This window comes from Pantoea sp. CFSAN033090, from assembly GCF_001264395.1.
GTDB classification, from domain to species: domain Bacteria; phylum Pseudomonadota; class Gammaproteobacteria; order Enterobacterales; family Enterobacteriaceae; genus Pantoea; species Pantoea agglomerans.
The window spans coordinates 390971-406380 of the sequence record NZ_LGYX01000004.1 but is presented as its reverse complement, the minus strand read 5'-3'; the positions used below and the strand labels follow the sequence as shown (position 1 = coordinate 406380).

The following is a 15410-nucleotide window of genomic DNA, read 5'->3' as shown; positions in this document are numbered from 1 at the left end:
GCCCGGTAATGGCTGACCGATCCCCTGGTTCAGCGCGGCGCGGCAGGAAAATTGTGCCGCAGAGGTGATCCCCCTGACATAATATGGAATGATTACGTCCTGGAAAAATGGAGCAACCCCGAGATCCCATGCCCGAACAGACTCGTTATACCCTGCCCGTTAAATCCGGCGATCACCGTCAGCTCGGCCAGCTCATAGGCGCGGCGCACGCGGTGGAGTGTGCCAGCATTACCGAACGACATGCTGGTCCGGTGTTAATGATTACACCCGATACCCAAACCGCTCTGCGTCTGCTGGATGAAATCCGCCAGTTTACCGATCTGCCGGTGGCGCACCTTGCCGACTGGGAAACGCTGCCCTACGACAGCTTTTCGCCGCATCAGGATATTATCTCCGCCCGCCTGTCGACCCTCTACCAGCTGCCGGTGATGCAGCGCGGTATGCTGATCATGCCGGTCAACACCCTGATGCAGCGCGTCTGCCCGCACAGTTTCCTGCACGGCCATGCGCTGGTGATGAAGCAGGGACAAAAACTGTCACGCGACCGGCTGCGCGACCAGCTTGAGCAGGCCGGTTATCGCCATGTCGATCAGGTGATGGAGCACGGTGAATACGCCACGCGCGGCGCCCTGCTCGATCTGTTCCCGATGGGCAGCGATCAGCCCTACCGCATCGACTTTTTCGATGATGAGATCGACAGCCTGCGCCTGTTCGACGTCGACAGTCAGCGCACGCTGGAAGCGGTCCCCGAAATTAACCTGCTGCCTGCGCATGAGTTTCCCAGCGACAAAGCCGCCATTGAGCTGTTCCGCAGCCGCTGGCGTGAAACGTTTGATGTGCGCCGTGAGTCGGAGCATGTCTATCAGCAGGTCAGCAAAGGCACGCTGCCAGCGGGCATCGAATACTGGCAGCCGCTGTTTTTTGAGCAGCCGTTACCCAGTCTGTTCAGCTATCTGCCGGATAATACCCTGATTGTGAACTGCGGCGATCTTGAAGGCAGCGCCAGCCGCTTCTGGCAGGATGCCGAGGCGCGTTATGAAAATCGCCGCGTTGATCCGATGCGTCCACTGCTGGAGCCGGTCACCCTGTGGCTGCGTCCGGATGCATTAATGGGAGAGCTGAAAGCCTGGCCGCGCATCCAGATGACCAATGAGGTGCTGCCCGCCAAAGCCGCGAATACCAACCTCGGTTATACCCCGCTGCCTGACCTGACCGTTCAGGCGCAGGCAAAAGCGCCACTCGATCATCTGCGTCAGTTTATTGAAACCTTCAGCGGCACCGTGGTCTTCTCGGTCGAAAGTGAAGGCCGCCGTGAGAGCCTGCAGGATCTGCTGGCCCGGATTAAACTGCGTCCTCAGCCGGTGCACCGCTTCGATGAGACCGGCGAAGAGCGTTTCCGACTGATGATCGGCGCCAGCGAGCGCGGTTTTATTGATACCCAGGGCAACCGGGCGCTGATTTGCGAAAGCGATTTGCTGGGCGAACGCGTCAGCCGTCGCCGTCAGGATACCCGTCGCACTATCAATCCGGACATTCTGATTCGTAACCTGGCGGAGCTGCATCCCGGCCAGCCGGTGGTGCATCTGGAACACGGTGTGGGTCGTTATATTGGCCTCACCACGCTGGAAGCCGGCGGCATTGAGGCGGAATACCTGATGCTCTCTTACGCCAACGACGCCAAACTTTATGTGCCGGTTTCATCGCTGCACCTGATCAGCCGCTACGCAGGCGGTGCCGACGATAATGCACCACTGCACAAACTGGGCAGCGATGCCTGGTCACGTGCACGGCAGAAAGCGGCTGAGAAAGTGCGTGATGTGGCAGCTGAACTGCTGGATATCTATGCTCAGCGCGCCGCCAAAACCGGCTTTGCCTTTAAGCATAATCGCGAGCAGTATCAGCTGTTCTGCGAAAGCTTCCCGTTTGAAACCACCCCGGACCAGGCGCAGGCGATCAACGCGGTGCTGAGTGATATGTGCGAGCCGCTGGCGATGGACCGTCTGGTGTGCGGCGACGTTGGTTTCGGTAAAACCGAAGTAGCCATGCGCGCGGCGTTTCTGGCGATTGAGAACCATAAACAGGTGGCCGTGCTGGTGCCGACCACCCTGCTGGCACAGCAGCATTACGACAACTTCCGCGATCGCTTCGCCAACTGGCCGGTTCGCATTGAGATGCTTTCCCGTTTCCGTACTGCCAAAGAGCAGGCGCAGGTGCTGGAACAGGCCAGCGATGGCAAGATCGACATCTTAATCGGCACCCATAAGCTGCTGATGAGCGATCTTAAATGGCACGATCTCGGTCTGCTGATTGTCGATGAAGAGCACCGTTTCGGGGTGCGTCACAAAGAGCGCATCAAGGCGATGCGCGCCGATGTGGACATTCTGACGCTGACCGCAACGCCAATCCCTCGCACCCTGAATATGGCCATGAGCGGCATGCGCGATCTCTCGATCATCGCCACGCCGCCTGCCCGCCGTTTAGCGGTGAAAACCTTTGTCCGTGAATTTGACGATCTGGTGATCCGCGAAGCAATCCTGCGTGAGGTTCTGCGTGGCGGACAGGTCTACTATCTCTACAATGACGTTGAAAATATCGAGAAAGCGGCGCAGCGTCTCAGCGAACTGGTGCCGGAAGCGCGTGTCGCTATTGGTCATGGTCAGATGCGTGAGCGTGATCTGGAACGTGTGATGAACGATTTCCACCATCAGCGTTTCAACGTGCTGGTCTGTACCACCATTATCGAAACCGGGATCGACATTCCGACCGCTAATACCATCATCATCGAGCGGGCCGATCACTTTGGCCTGGCGCAGTTGCATCAGCTGCGTGGTCGCGTCGGGCGCTCGCATCATCAGGCTTATGCCTGGCTGTTAACACCGCATCCGAAGTCAATGACCGCCGATGCACATAAGCGGCTGGAGGCGATCGCTTCACTGGAAGATCTGGGAGCCGGTTTTGCCCTGGCAACGCATGACCTGGAGATTCGCGGTGCTGGCGAACTGCTGGGTGATGAGCAGAGCGGACAGATGGAGACGCTGGGCTTCACGCTTTATATGGAGCTGCTGGAGAATGCGGTCGATGCGCTGAAAGCGGGTCGCGAGCCGTCACTGGAAGATCTCACCAGCAACCAGACCGAGGTGGAGCTGCGGATGCCCGCCCTGCTGCCCGAGACCTTTATCCCGGATGTCAGTACCCGTCTTTCACTCTATAAACGCATCGCCAGCGCGGAGGCTGAAGAGGAGCTGCAGGAGCTGAAGGTTGAGATGATCGACCGCTTTGGCCTGCTGCCCGATCCGGCGCGTAACCTGCTGGATGTGGCGATTATCCGGCTGAAAGCCCGCGCTGTCGGTCTGCGTAAGATCGAAGCCAGCGACAAAGGTGGTTATTTCGATTTTGCGCCGAAAAACAATGTGGATCCGGCATGGCTGATAGGCCTGCTGCAGAAAGAGCCTCAGCAGTGGAAGCTGGACGGTCCGACGCGACTGCGGTTTACCCGTGAGCTATCGGAAAGAAAGGTGCGGCTTGAGTGGGTGCAGGGATTTGTTTCGCAACTGGCTCAACGGCAGGCGTAACACCCTGCCCGTGCGTTGCTGAGCTAACCGGTAAAGCGCCGGTTAGTTTGCCGCAAAAAAAGGCGCATCCTGAGATGCGCCTTTTTCATTACTGCTGTATTACGTTGTGCTGTGTGGCCGCGTGAGCGGCAAAGCTTTGCCCAATTACGCCTGATCGCCGTTGAGAACCAGCTGACCATTGCGATCCAGTGGAATACGCGTGCCGGGGTCATTTTCCATACGGATTTTACCCTGCTGATCGCCTATTTTATAGGTCACATCATATCCCAGTTTTTTCTCTTGTTTGTCGTAAACGGTTTTGCAGCGCTGTTCGGTTGTGGTGTAGGTATCCCGATCCTGCAGTCCGCCCTGGACCTGATTACCGGCATAACCCCCCGCTACCGCACCTGCTACTGTCGCCACATCTCTGCCGCGACCGCCACCAAACTGGTGACCCAGCACTCCACCTGCCACTGCACCTAATACAGACCCGGCAAGACGGTTTTCATCCTGCACGGCCCGACGGTGAGTCAGAGTGACATTACGGCACTCCTGACGAGGCTGTTTAATGCTCTCTTTGATTGGCGTTGCAGACAGTACCTGAGCATATTGAGGACCGCGATCAAACACGTTCATGCCTGCTACGGCTGCAACACCCAGAGCTGCTGCCACACCAATACCGATACCCGCTAACATTGATTTATTCACAGGAAGATCCTCCTGAAAAGTGTTACCGCGCAATCCTGCTGCTAAAGCATCCTCGTTAACTGAGGTATAACCGGCGTGCGCGACGCGCCGTGTTTGTTGAGATGAAGTTTTACAGATGGACCGAAAATGCAACATCAGATAAATGGAGGAAATTGGTCACTTTGCTATCAGGACCAGTTTTTAGGAGAGTTCTGAGGTGGGGAACGTTATTAATGATGTTTTTTCGCTAAGGAAATTAAACCAATTAAATCAAAGGTATATAATTTTATATGCCTTAAGCAAAGCCTGACTGCCCGTTATGGCAACGGCCTTTCCATCGTCACCCAAAAGTATCGTCTTTATGTACCGTTATCGGGAACATTCATTCCTGAAGCACTCAGGCTTCAGGAATGAAGAAAAAGGAAACTAATCAAAAATGCTCTCGGATGGGCATACCTTTATCTCGCCCCAGCCCACAATGGTGCCATTGGGGGTAAGGTCTTTGATGGAAACGCTATCGCCTGAATATTCGGACCCTCTGACTACAATATCGTAGTCATGGTTAGCCTGAGGAATAAATTCAACAGTGGCCGATTTTTGAGTGTTCTGATGGTATCCAGCCTGTGTCCAGTAGTGAATGACACGAATCATTTGTCCTGGCTTCAGGGTAAATTCATTGATGAAAGCACCCTTGTTTTCAGACGACGCTGGCATACCTATCCGTTTATTACCTGTAACGGGGATGCCCAGAATGGCAAAACCAGAAGTGATACGGCGTTCCAGCATTTTTTTATAGCAACCTGAACTCTGTTTTTCATAGAACTGAAGTGCCGTATTGCCCTCTGAACCCACCCGGATTCGGGCCGCATCCTGCCCTTTATAATCATCCAGTGAAGGTCTGAAGCCTGCCGTGCAGCCACTCAATAATAGTGCTATCAATCCGGTGATTAAAATTTTTGCAGCCATTCTTTATTATCCTTAATTTAACTGACACAGACTGGAACTGGTTATTTTATTGGTACTATAACGAGGCGGGTGTTGCGTTACCCATCGTTTATTTTGTGACATAAAAATATTGACCGTATTAATGCACAAAGACTTTATTAATCCTGCTGGAAAAAATAAAATATGGTACCCATATCAGACAACTGATTAAGGCCCGAGCCAGCATATTGATAGCAGGTTGCGTAAGATTTACGTGAAAAACCAAAGCAGGATAAAGCGTGCAAAAACTCGCAAAGATAAGACCGTATAAATAGTACGTTATCATCACGTATCTGGTTTTTACTTTCTTCCTAAAGAAGAACCAGCAAGCCAGCACTGTTACGAGAGCATTAATAATGGACAGCGCTAATAATAAAACACTAAAACTATTAACCACACCTTGTTTCTGATAAGTGTTGGCAATCAACGAAACAATACAAAAATCATTATACAGCATCGTAAAAAAACCAATAATCAAGCCTAAAGCTGGCAGATATAATAAGCCATTAATCCTGCCCTCTTCTTTTTTTTCACAATTATCACAAAAGCCTGATTCTTTATTCTCTTCTGCTTCCTGACATTTAATGCATAACATTCTCGCCCCCTGAAGCTGTAATTGTTTTTCTTTGTTTTAACAAAATTCAAACCGGTTAATTCAGAAGATCGACGTCTTTGGTCAGACAGGATCAGGTACTATTTTAAATGTATCGAAGAACTGCCTGATTCGACCTTTATAAAAAACGGTCCTTTCCAGAGTAAAAAAAACAACCCTGACCAGATGACCAGGGTTGCGGTTTTTAGCGTTGAATCAGAAACGGTATCCGATGCCGATGTTAAAACCATTGATGGCAACATCTTCGTTATATTTTACGCGAGTACCTTCATAGCCAACACTCACAGAGAGGTTGCTGATAGGATTCACGACAACACCAGCGCCATAGGCAAAAGAGGTTTTATTTTCGCTATATTCTTCGGAGTAGACTCCGATATAAGTCACGTTCTCATCCACTTTTGTATGGGCAACACCAATTAATCCATAGAAGCTGATGTAGTCATTGATGCGATATGCAGGACCTGCCATCAGTGAGTAATATTTCACTTTGGTTTTTCCATCATATCCGCTGACATCGCCATAAAAATCTTCTCGCTCAGAAAAACTTTCATCGCCTTTCATGTAGCTGAATGAGCCAATCACACTGAGAGGAGACTCCCATTCATAGCGATACTGAACGTTGACGCCACGGATATTTTTAAAGTCTTCAACCTTGCTTTGTGCATATCCAACCGAGACGGTGTGATTATCAGCCAGCGCATTGCTGCCCACGAGAAGACCGCCACACAGTAATGCCAGCATCGTCATTTTAGAGGTCATGTAGTTAATTCCTTTTCATAATTTAACATTATTTTCCTGCGCTTAACGCAGGACTTCGTTCCCTGAATCACCAATACCCGACGGACAGGATAAATTTTTATCTATCCGCCTGTATCGGGCAGGAATTTCATGTAGCGCTCCGCGCCTGATGTTCAGATCGGTCGGAGAGCATCTATTCATACCCGGTTTTTTTTAAACAAGCTGGCCTGAGTGAATGTGAAACTTAAACGCCAGCCTTATTAAATGGCACTTCGGCCATTTAATTTAGGTTAAGTAAAGAATTTAACCACAGGATTCATCCTGGCGATTAGTTATCAATCAATTCTTAATGGCACTATTAGACCAAAAAGAATTAGAGGTATCAAGACCGAGTTGCCATAAAAAAGCAAAACCCCTGAAAACCATTACGGCACATACATCCAGAAAATTATCCTGCCTTATACAATCCATTAACGCAGATTATTAACTGACCTTTATATCCACAACCCGTTAAAAGACTAAGTTACAGTTCTATTTACCCCACCCCTGAAAACAATGAAAGCATTCGGAAAGATAACACCTGTATTTTCCCAAAAAGCGTTACTTTCAAGCTGACTTGCAATACTGCCGCTGGTGCTCATGCCCATGCTCTGGTGCTCGGTTTTATAGTACGCGTGGTTCTCAATTTTGCTGAAGCCCAGCGTGTCGGTGTCGAAACGGTTTTTATCGGCGGTGGCGGTGGAGTCTATCACCGCACCCTTCTGCCAGGTGTGCTCACGCGCTGTCACGTCAAAACGGTGTCATGTCGCAACCCTTATTACCGTTTTTGGTGGATATATGGGCGTAACGCGGAAGACAGAATAAAAGCTGGTTAACGCGGATTCACAGCATGAAAGCCAACCCGTAACAGTTAATACAGAAGGCTACGGGAAGAAGAAATGAATGAAAGCCAGACCGGAGAAAAACAATCTGGTTTTCAGAGACAGCTCGCAATTTATTACTTAGCTTTTAGCGAGTTTACCCGGCAGGTGGTGTATATTTAAACAGGTAAAACAGAGCAGGAAGAGCGTAACGAGAGATTTTTTAGCGCGGGCTGAAGGTGGTGGAACACCAACAGCCCGCTGACCACAACCAACTATCGAGGAGTTGATCATGGCTGACACGCATCATAAGTCAGAAACCCGCACGCCCACAACCGCCGCCAGCGGAACGCAGGCACATTATTACAAAGTTGGATACCGGCCTAATAAGGGCCAGCCGAACCCGCTGCCGCAGCTCACCATCAAAGGCCGCTGGCTGGAAGCACTGGGATTTACGACCGGGCAGAAGATCGAGGTGATCACCGGGCCGGGACAGTTGATCATCCGGCTGGCGAATGAAGGATAATTGACTGACCTGTAAAGAAAAATCCCGGCATTAAGGCCGGGATTTCTTATTAATCATCATACAGGAAACTGAAGTTTAATTTGTCTTAATGTGTGCCCCTCAAGGGCATAAAAAAGCCCCCTCAGAACCGAGGAGGCTTAACATTAATTAGCCAGCGTTATTGCTGTTGCTTAGTGCAGCTTCAGCCGGGGACGAATAACCCGGTTAATACTGCCGACCAGCATCATCAGACCGGTTTTGAAGTAGCCGTGCAGCGCAATCTGGTGCATACGGTAAAGCGAGATATAGACAAAGCGCGCGATGCGCCCTTCCACCATCATTGAGCCGCGCATCAGGTTGCCCATCAGGCTGCCGACCGTACTGAAGCGGGAGAGCGATACCAGCGAGCCATGATCTTTATAGACATAGGCTTTCAGCGGTTTACCGTCACGCTGCGCCAGAATGTTGTCCATGGCGCGTGAAGCCATCTGATGCGCTGACTGGGCGCGCGGTGGTACAAAACCGCCGCCCGGCAAGGCGCAGGAGGCGCAGTCACCAATCGCGTAGATGTCATCGTCCAGCGTGGTTTGCAGCGTCTCTTTGACCACCAGCTGATTGATGCGGTTGGTTTCCAGTCCGCCAATCTCTTTCAGGAAGTCGGGTGCTTTAATCCCAGCCGCCCAGACCATCAGATCGGCTTCGATAAACTCACCGCCTTTGGTATTCAGGCCATTACGCTCGGCGCTGGTGACCATGGTCTGCGTCAGCACGCGAACGCCCAGCTTGGTCAGCTCCTGATGTGCCGCAGCAGAGATGCGTGGTGGCAGTGCAGGCAGGATACGTTCACCCGCTTCAACCAGCGTCACATTCAGCGCTTCGCGTCCCAGGCCTTTGAAGCCGTAGCTGTGCAGCTGTTTCACCGCGTTGTGCAATTCAGCTGACAGCTCAACGCCTGTTGCCCCGCCGCCCACGATGGCGATGTTAACTTTCTCGACCCGGCCTTCGCTGGCGGAGAATTTCAGGAACAGGTTGAGCATTTCGTTATGGAAACGACGCGCCTGATGCGGATTATCCAGGAAGATGCAGTGATCTTTGACGCCTGGCGTACCGAAATCATTCGAGGTGCTGCCCAGCGCCATTACCAACTGGTCGTAGGCCACTTCACGCTGTGGCACCAGCACTTCGCCCTGCGCATTCAGCACTTCGGCCAGGCGGATCACTTTTCGGGTGCGATCGATATCGGTGAGCGAACCCAGCTGGAACTCAAAACCGTGATTGCGGGCATGAGCCAGATAGCTCAATGCATCAATGCCTTCGTCCATTGAGCCGGTCGCCACTTCGTGCAGCAGCGGCTTCCACAAGTGACTGTGGTTACGATCAACCAGGATAATCTCGGCCTTCTTTTTACGACCCAGTTTATGGCCCAGCTGCGTGGCCATTTCCAGGCCGCCCGCTCCCCCTCCGACAATAACAATTTTCTTAACAGACGTAGTCAACAAAGACCCCCTCAAATTGTGAACCAAAAGTTAACCAAAGGTTAAATTAAACCTTAAGAAACATAGGGTTGGCGAAGTTAAAATCGCAATCTGCTGGGAGAATAGCATGGCGGGAAGAGGAGAACATAAGAATATTGATATACATCAAAGCGGGAAAATAAAACTCAGATAATTACGTAATAAAAACAGGCACCTTGCGGTGCCTTTGCTGCTTAACCTAATGTTTTAAAAGCTTTTATCCGCTTAAGATGTGGGGATATATTTTTGAATTTGTGCCCTTCCGTCTCATCCCAGACAATTTCATAAAACGGATGCAGCTGGTCAGCAATGTGCTGGCTGTCGAGCGCCTCATCGTGACGGGAGAGAATGGCCAGACAGCGGTCACGATTATGCTCGCGAAAATCGCTGACGCACTTCGTTGCGATATCCTGATACTCCTCCGGCCGGTCGATCTTCCCTTCCATGTTCGCCTGCGGCGAGAGGTTGGGATTAAAAATCACCTGCCGGATGCCGCACAGAAATCCAATGCGCTCTGACCAGAAGCCGCCCAGCCCGACGCCGCAAATCAGCGGCCGGTCGTCGTCAGAAAGCGTCAGCATCTTATCGGTCTCTTTTAGCAGAAACTGCATGTCATGTTTGGGATGGCGGGTGCTGTAACTGATCAACCTGACGTCAGGATCGATAAATTGCAGTTGCAGCACTTTTTCGTGATTGCCCGGACTGTTGGAATCAAAACCGTGCAGATAGATGATCATGATAATCCTCAAGGTAGTGATAGCGCCGGGCAGTCACTGCTTACCACGACGCCTTATGAGCCAGCCAGCGTTCCTGAAGCGCACTCAGTTGCTGAGCATTATTTTTCCAGCGATGCGTTCCCCGCAGTTCATCACGGGTAAACCTGCCCTGATGATACAGCTGTGTAACCCGCTCTGACCCGACCGGGATCAGGTTATCCAGTACACTGATGGCACCCTGACGCTGATTGCAGACCAGAATCATGTCACAGCCCGCGGAAAGGGACTGCTGCGCCCGCTCAGGATAGCTGCCCATCACCGCTGCGCCCTCCATCGACAGATCGTCGGAGAAAATAATACCGTCAAAGCCCAGTTGCTCACGCAGCACGGTTTTAAGCCAGTATGGCGAACCACTGGCGGGCAGCGGATCAACTTCGGAGTAGATGACGTGTGCCGGCATGATGGCGTCCAGTGCCTGTTCGGTAATCAGCTTGCTGAAGATTGCCATGTCATGCTCACGCAGCGTCTTTTCGTCCCGCGGATCGCGTGGGGTCTCTTTATGCGAATCCGCACTCACCGCACCGTGACCCGGAAAATGTTTGCCGGTGGTCTTCATGCCCGCCTCGTGCATCCCCGCAATAAAGCGGCGGGCGACGTCAAGGGCGATGGCCGGATCGGCATGGAAAGAACGGTCGCCAATCGCGGCGCTGATATGACCAATATCGAGTACCGGCGCAAAGCTGATATCAATATCCATGGCGATCATCTCGGCTGCCATTTGCCATCCCGCCTGTTGCGCCAGTTCACCGGCGGTATCCAGGTCGTGCAACGCAGCAAAAGATTGCATGGCAGGCAGTTGGGTGAAGCCGTCACGGAAACGCTGCACGCGACCGCCCTCCTGATCCACCGCCACTACCAGCCGGGTGTGAGAGGCGGCGCGGATCTGCCGCACCAGCTCAGCCAGCTGTGCGGGATCATGATAATTTCGGGCAAATAAAATTAAACCGCCCACCAGCGGATGCTGCAGGATGTCGCGCTCTTCGCCATCCAGTTCATAACCCTCGACGTCAAGCATCAGTGGGCCGGGTAAATCTGATCTCATATCATGAATCCTGTAGCGAAACGCACCTGCGTAACGCGATTAAATCTGTTCCCAGCTCTGTCGAGCCAGCTGTTGTAATGTGTCGTCGTCACGCTGACCGGCACGGAGCTGATACCAGCTGGCCATCAGCAACTGCAGCCAGGGCTGCCAGCGTCTGACCTGCTGCACCAGCGCGGTGAGCGGCAGCTGCATCGCCGCGGCATACTCAGCCAGCCACTCGGCCTGGTGCTGCGGATCGCTGGCACAGACAGCCGCCAGCTCCAGCGCCACGTCGCCATCGGCGGCATACTCCCAGTCGATCAGACGCAGACCTTCGGGACCTTGTATGACATTTCCGGCATGCAGATCCATGTGCAGCGGAGCCAGCCTCAGCGGCTGGGGTTCACCCTGCTGCGTCAGACGCCTGAGCGCCCGCAACCAGCGGTGATGCCGCTGGGGAGTGAGCTGCCAGTAGCGCCATAACAGCGGCAACAACTGCAGACGATAGCCGGTCAGCGGCTGCTGATGCAGCTGCTGTAGCAGTGCCACGATCTGTGGACGCTGCTGGCTGAAACGGTGTTCATCCAGCGCTTCGCCTGCGCACCAGGTCAGGATAATCCCCTGATGATGGCCCGCCACGGGCTGTGGTGCCACTCCGCTGGCTTGCAGTTTGCGTAACAGACGGAATTCGCGCTGCCGATCCACAAACGGAATAGCCGGTTGCGGTGCCGCCCGCGCGATAAAAGTTCCGCGCGGACTGACAATCTTCTGGCTGTGCCCGGTCAGACCGGCCAGCGGGATAAAGGATGTCTTTTCTGGTTCGCCGGTGACCTGCTGAATCATCCGCTGGAAAGCGGGATTAATTCTGTGCAATGCCGTTGCCGGACCAGATGATCTCGCCTGTCTGGACCAGCATCAGTTGCATTTGCAGCGTCGGCGCTTTGACATCGCCACGCGCGTTGCTGTAGAGCACATACTGAGCGTTAACGTTACGCGCCAGGCCAATCGCTTTACTGCGCGAGTTCAGGCTGTCATCCGGCGATAATCCCAGCGTCTGCTTGGCCTGCGCCAGTTGGTCAGCAGAAACCAGGGTGAATTTGCCGTTGTTATTCAGCGCATTCTGGATAGCTGCCGTCGCTTTCTCGCTTTGCAGCGCACCGTTGGTGCTGTTTTTAACGCGATCCACCAGCAACACGCTGCCCGGCTCGGCGCTGGCAGCCTGTAACATCTGCGCCACCAGCGGCTGAACGCTGGCATCCCAGTTGATAGTGACCAGTTTCGGTGGCTGTGGCACAGGCTGCGGTTGCGGCACCGGTTCAGGTTGTGGAACGGGCTGCACCGGCTCCACAGGCTGAGTCGGTTCAACTGGTGCAGGCTGCTGCTGTTTCACCACACAGCCGGTCAGAATGAGCGCCATCAGGAGCGCTCCGGTACGATTAACACTGCGTATCACGTAGAAAATCCTTAAAGATAGAGATAAAGACGAACCTTGCTGGCCGTCAGGTTACCCAGTTGCGAAGTGGCGATAATGCTGCCCTGCGCCGGAACGGTAACGGTCTGCGCCGGTTCCTGCGGGGTGATTTCCAGCCCTTTGTCGTCATACCAGTAGTAACGATAGTGCACAACAACCGGTGTTTCGCGCTGATTATAGAGCACGCTGGTGGCACGCTTCAGTCCATCGTTCTCATCCAGCGTCGGTTCATCGGTAATGATCCCTGCCGACAGCACAGAGGACTCCATCACCAGCGACTGTGACGTATTGATCATCGGTTTTTCACTGCTGCAGGCCGTCAGGCAGAGCAGGATCGGCAGGCCAGTCAGCCAGGATCGCATAGCACGCTTCCGTTATCAGGTCAGTTAGAGAGCATCGGTCCCAGCGGTTCACCGCCCAGCAGATGCATATGAATGTGATAAACCTCCTGACCACCATGTTGATTGCAGTTCACAATCAGACGATAACCATTTTGATCGATACCTTCCTGACGGGCGATTTTCGCCGCGGTAGTAAACATACGTCCCAGCGCATGCTCATGCGCCGCTTCCGCCTCGTTGACCGTTGGGATCAGCACATTCGGCACGATTAAAATATGGGTCGGCGCTTTGGGCGAAATGTCGCGGAAGGCAGTGACCAGCTCATCCTGATAAACCACATCAGCGGGGATTTCGCGGCGGATAATTTTACTAAAAATGGTTTCTTCTGCCATGGTGCAATTCCTTTAGCCTGAGTCTTAATCAATCAGTATGCGGGAGAAATTTGTTTTCTTTCAACCTCAGGACCACTTTTCTTGCATTGTTCGCCTGCCTTTGCAGCAGCACCCTCTCTCCGTGACCCGCACGCTGTTCAGAATGCTAACAACGCCCCTGCCACACCAGAAAATGAAACGCTGTTTTATAAATTAGAATTTCGCCACCCTTTTCTTTGTATGACTGCCACTTCAGCGCCAGCACTTGCCAAATTGCGAAGGTTTAGCCGACCCGTCAGTTCTACTTTGCTAACCAGTCCGGGTGAGATGACCGGCGTCACCAGGGATAAACCGCCATAAACATCAAGGAGCATCAGACATGCGCTCACGTAAAATTGGTCTTGGCCACTATCTGGCCTACGGTTCCGGAGATTTTCTTGGAGCAGGCACCACGGCGCTGACCGCCGCCTGGTTGCTCTATTTTTACACCACCTTTTGTGGGTTAACCCCGATTCAGGCCACGCTGATCTTTGCCGCTGCCCGCGTGCTGGATGCGATAGTCAGTCCGCTGATGGGCTTTCTGACCGATAACTTCGGTTCGACCTGGCTGGGCAAACGCTTTGGCCGCCGCAAATTCTTTATCCTGCTCGGCATACCCTCTGTATTCAGTTATAGCCTGATGTGGCTCAGCGACATGAGTTTCTGGTGGTATCTCTGCACGTATCTGTTGTTTGATATCGTCTACACCATGATCCTGGTGCCGTATGAAACGCTGGTGCCGGAAATGACCGACGATTTCAAACAGAAAACCCGCTTCTCCGGTGCCCGCATCGGCCTGGCACAGCTGTCGGCCATTCTGGCTGCCTTTTTACCCGGTATTTTGCTGGGTATGCTGGGCAAAGATAATCCTCTCTCCTTCTTCTACGCCAGCCTGGTGTTTTCGGTAATCTGCGCGCTGGTGCTGACGCTGGTGTGGTGTTTTACCTGGGAGCGTCACCCCGATGACTTTTCCGCCGAGTCACGCCGTGCAGAACAGGAAAAGCAGCAGCTGACGCTGATGCAGAATCTCAAGCGGCTCTATGTCGAGCTGGCTTCAACCTTACGCATCCGCATCTTCCGCCAGCACCTTGGCATGTACCTCGGCGGCTATATCGCCCAGGATGTGTTTAACGCCGTCTTTACCTGGTATGTGGTATTTGTGCTGATGCAGAGCGCTCAGGTCGCCTCCAGCCTGATGGGCACCATGGCGGTGCTGCAGTTTATTGCCGTGATGGCGATGATCCCGCTCTGCATCCGCATGGGACCCGCGCCCGCCTACCGTCTGGTGGCTGTGCTGTTTGGCCTTGCGGCGCTCTCCTACGCTGGATTGTGGTATGCCGGAATGAACGACAACATGTCGCTGCTGTTGGTGATCTCTGCCCTGGCAGGCCTGGGACGTGGCGGCATCAACTATGTGCCGTGGAACACCTATACCTATATCGCCGATGTGGATGAGGTGATCACCGGACAGCGCCGTGAAGGGATTTTTGCCGGCATCATGACCCTGACGCGTAAAGCGTCGCAGGCTGGCGCAGTTATGCTGGTCGGTATCGTGCTGCAGCTCTCCGGCTTTGTTTCTGGCCAGGCGACCCAGGTACCCGGCGTCAGCCACACTATTCTGGCGATCCTCAGCATTGGCACTGTGGCCGTACTGGCCTGCGGCTTTATCGTGTCACTGCGCTTTAAGCTTAATCTGCAGACCCACACTGTGCTGCGCCAGGAGACGCTGAAGATGCGCGACGCGGGCCGCATCGTGCCGGAAAGCATCACGCCGGAAGCACGCGGAATTGTAGAAACGCTGGCTGGCATGCCTTACGAAAATCTTTGGGGCAACAACAACATTGGCTTCCTTAATCGTAATAAGCCAGCGCCGGAAAAATTGTCCGCACATCCCACTTTAAACCCTTCTTTAAACCCGACCTTAAAACGACAGGAATAA

General features: G+C 53.1%; 15 protein-coding genes. 3 read left to right on the top strand and 12 right to left on the bottom strand.

Going from position 1 to position 15410, the window contains the following annotated elements; translation table 11 throughout:
• Nucleotides 1–128: 128 nt before the first annotated feature.
• Nucleotides 129–3572 (top strand): transcription-repair coupling factor, encoded by a 3444-nt coding sequence (mfd, locus tag AFL22_RS05345; RefSeq protein ID WP_052270916.1) that lies wholly within the window; start codon nt 129–131, stop codon nt 3570–3572.
• A 144-nt stretch (nt 3573–3716) separates the two neighbouring features.
• Here mfd and AFL22_RS05340 read toward each other — a convergent pair whose 3' ends face one another.
• The 5 genes from AFL22_RS05340 to AFL22_RS05320 form a co-directional block, all read right to left on the bottom strand.
• Entirely contained in the window at nt 3717–4259 is a 543-nt protein-coding gene (locus tag AFL22_RS05340) for a glycine zipper 2TM domain-containing protein (protein ID WP_003849847.1), read from the bottom strand.
• A gap of 405 nt (nt 4260–4664) precedes the next feature.
• Nucleotides 4665–5204, bottom strand: coding sequence for a hypothetical protein (locus AFL22_RS05335; protein WP_052270915.1), 540 nt, complete (start codon nt 5202–5204; stop codon nt 4665–4667).
• A gap of 118 nt (nt 5205–5322) precedes the next feature.
• Nucleotides 5323–5817, bottom strand: coding sequence for a DUF2569 domain-containing protein (locus AFL22_RS05330; RefSeq protein WP_052270914.1), 495 nt, complete (start codon nt 5815–5817; stop codon nt 5323–5325).
• A 213-nt stretch (nt 5818–6030) separates the two neighbouring features.
• Nucleotides 6031–6594 carry an Ail/Lom family outer membrane beta-barrel protein gene (locus AFL22_RS05325; protein WP_033766946.1) on the bottom strand — a complete coding sequence of 188 codons (564 nt, stop codon included), beginning with the start codon at nt 6592–6594 and terminating at the stop codon, nt 6031–6033.
• A 497-nt stretch (nt 6595–7091) separates the two neighbouring features.
• Nucleotides 7092–7325, bottom strand: coding sequence for a hypothetical protein (locus AFL22_RS05320; protein WP_052270913.1), 234 nt, complete (start codon nt 7323–7325; stop codon nt 7092–7094).
• A 400-nt stretch (nt 7326–7725) separates the two neighbouring features.
• On the opposite strand from AFL22_RS05320, the gene AFL22_RS05315 reads away from it, so the two are divergent.
• A complete protein-coding gene (locus AFL22_RS05315) occupies nt 7726–7959 on the top strand; it encodes a SymE family type I addiction module toxin (protein WP_052270912.1) in 234 nt (77 codons plus the stop codon).
• A 170-nt stretch (nt 7960–8129) separates the two neighbouring features.
• Here AFL22_RS05315 and AFL22_RS05310 read toward each other — a convergent pair whose 3' ends face one another.
• The 7 genes from AFL22_RS05310 to hinT form a co-directional block, all read right to left on the bottom strand.
• A complete protein-coding gene (locus AFL22_RS05310) occupies nt 8130–9434 on the bottom strand; it encodes an NAD(P)/FAD-dependent oxidoreductase (protein ID WP_010246297.1) in 1305 nt (434 codons plus the stop codon).
• Between the two features lie 212 nt (nt 9435–9646).
• Nucleotides 9647–10189 carry an alpha/beta hydrolase YcfP gene (ycfP, locus tag AFL22_RS05305; protein ID WP_033779408.1) on the bottom strand — a complete coding sequence of 181 codons (543 nt, stop codon included), beginning with the start codon at nt 10187–10189 and terminating at the stop codon, nt 9647–9649.
• A 40-nt stretch (nt 10190–10229) separates the two neighbouring features.
• Nucleotides 10230–11270, bottom strand: coding sequence for a beta-N-acetylhexosaminidase (gene nagZ, locus AFL22_RS05300; protein WP_022625859.1), 1041 nt, complete (start codon nt 11268–11270; stop codon nt 10230–10232).
• 39 nt (nt 11271–11309) lie between these two features.
• Nucleotides 11310–12092 (bottom strand): thiamine kinase, encoded by a 783-nt coding sequence (gene thiK, locus AFL22_RS05295; protein ID WP_052270911.1) that lies wholly within the window; start codon nt 12090–12092, stop codon nt 11310–11312.
• A gap of 16 nt (nt 12093–12108) precedes the next feature.
• Complete coding sequence (gene lpoB / locus AFL22_RS05290; protein WP_022625861.1) at nt 12109–12702, bottom strand: penicillin-binding protein activator LpoB; 594 nt, start codon at nt 12700–12702, stop codon at nt 12109–12111.
• Nucleotides 12703–12713: 11 nt separating this feature from the next.
• Entirely contained in the window at nt 12714–13082 is a 369-nt protein-coding gene (locus tag AFL22_RS05285; RefSeq protein ID WP_010246307.1) for a DUF1425 domain-containing protein, read from the bottom strand.
• Between the two features lie 20 nt (nt 13083–13102).
• Complete coding sequence (gene hinT, locus AFL22_RS05280; RefSeq protein ID WP_009090851.1) at nt 13103–13453, bottom strand: purine nucleoside phosphoramidase; 351 nt, start codon at nt 13451–13453, stop codon at nt 13103–13105.
• Nucleotides 13454–13811: 358 nt separating this feature from the next.
• Between hinT and AFL22_RS05275 the strand changes: the two genes are divergently transcribed.
• Nucleotides 13812–15410, top strand: coding sequence for an MFS transporter (locus tag AFL22_RS05275; protein ID WP_010669860.1), 1599 nt, complete (start codon nt 13812–13814; stop codon nt 15408–15410).

Bases quoted from the DNA above. Each gene is read 5' to 3' on its own strand.
- AFL22_RS05315 (WP_052270912.1), top strand. From the start codon at position 7,726: ATGGCTGACACGCATCATAAGTCAGAAACCCGCACGCCCACAACCGCC.
- hinT (WP_009090851.1), bottom strand. From the start codon at position 13,453: ATGGCAGAAGAAACCATTTTTAGTAAAATTATCCGCCGCGAAATCCCC.
- AFL22_RS05325 (WP_033766946.1), bottom strand. From the start codon at position 6,594: ATGACCTCTAAAATGACGATGCTGGCATTACTGTGTGGCGGTCTTCTC.
- nagZ (WP_022625859.1), bottom strand. From the start codon at position 11,270: ATGAGATCAGATTTACCCGGCCCACTGATGCTTGACGTCGAGGGTTAT.
- AFL22_RS05285 (WP_010246307.1), bottom strand. From the start codon at position 13,082: ATGCGATCCTGGCTGACTGGCCTGCCGATCCTGCTCTGCCTGACGGCC.
- ycfP (WP_033779408.1), bottom strand. From the start codon at position 10,189: ATGATCATCTATCTGCACGGTTTTGATTCCAACAGTCCGGGCAATCAC.
- AFL22_RS05335 (WP_052270915.1), bottom strand. From the start codon at position 5,204: ATGGCTGCAAAAATTTTAATCACCGGATTGATAGCACTATTATTGAGT.
- thiK (WP_052270911.1), bottom strand. From the start codon at position 12,092: ATGATTCAGCAGGTCACCGGCGAACCAGAAAAGACATCCTTTATCCCG.
- AFL22_RS05275 (WP_010669860.1), top strand. From the start codon at position 13,812: ATGCGCTCACGTAAAATTGGTCTTGGCCACTATCTGGCCTACGGTTCC.
- AFL22_RS05330 (WP_052270914.1), bottom strand. From the start codon at position 5,817: ATGTTATGCATTAAATGTCAGGAAGCAGAAGAGAATAAAGAATCAGGC.
- mfd (WP_052270916.1), top strand. From the start codon at position 129: ATGCCCGAACAGACTCGTTATACCCTGCCCGTTAAATCCGGCGATCAC.